1 protein-coding gene is annotated in these 536 nt (G+C 71.8%); it reads left to right on the top strand.

Annotation, left to right across the window (positions count from 1 at the left end; all coding sequences use genetic code 11):
• Positions 1 to 12 precede the first annotated feature (12 nt).
• On the top strand, positions 13 to 536 hold a 524-nt coding region (locus tag LUU90_RS26380), incomplete at its 3' end, for an RNA polymerase sigma factor (protein ID WP_275007333.1).

Raw genomic sequence — 536 nt, 5'->3', positions numbered from 1 at the left:
GACGACTGGGTCGTGCATCGGCCCAACGTCGTGCGTTCGGTCGCTGCCCGCGTCCCCGGGATCGACGCCGAGGAAGCCACCAGCCGAGCGCTGGAGAAGATGGTCCGCATCGTGTCCACCGGCGGCACCATCACCGACCCCGCCCCCTACTGGCGACGCGCCGCGGTCAACGAAGCCATCTCCATGACCCGCGAAGCCGGACGCACCCACCCCGTCCAGGACGACACCCTCGACGGCCTGACACCCCCCGTCGCCGGCGCCGAGCTCGACGCCGAACGCCACGCCGACGTCACCATGCTCCGCACCGCCCTGTCCGACCTCGCCGACGACGACCGCCACATCCTCCTGGAACGCCACGTCCACGACCGCGCCGTCACCGACATCGCCACCCACCTCGGCGTACGCCCCCACGCCGTGACCATGCGACTACGCCGCGCCGAAGAACGCCTCGCCGGCGCGTTCGCCGCCGCCCACGCCCAAGACGTCAACGAACCCGAGTGCCGCACCACCCGCGCCGCCATGCACGACTACCTCAA

The sequence above is a fragment of the Promicromonospora iranensis genome (assembly GCF_028994775.1).
Taxonomy (GTDB): domain Bacteria; phylum Actinomycetota; class Actinomycetes; order Actinomycetales; family Cellulomonadaceae; genus Promicromonospora; species Promicromonospora iranensis_A.
Note: the sequence above shows the minus strand (reverse complement) of the source record. Positions and strands in the feature narration are given on the sequence as shown.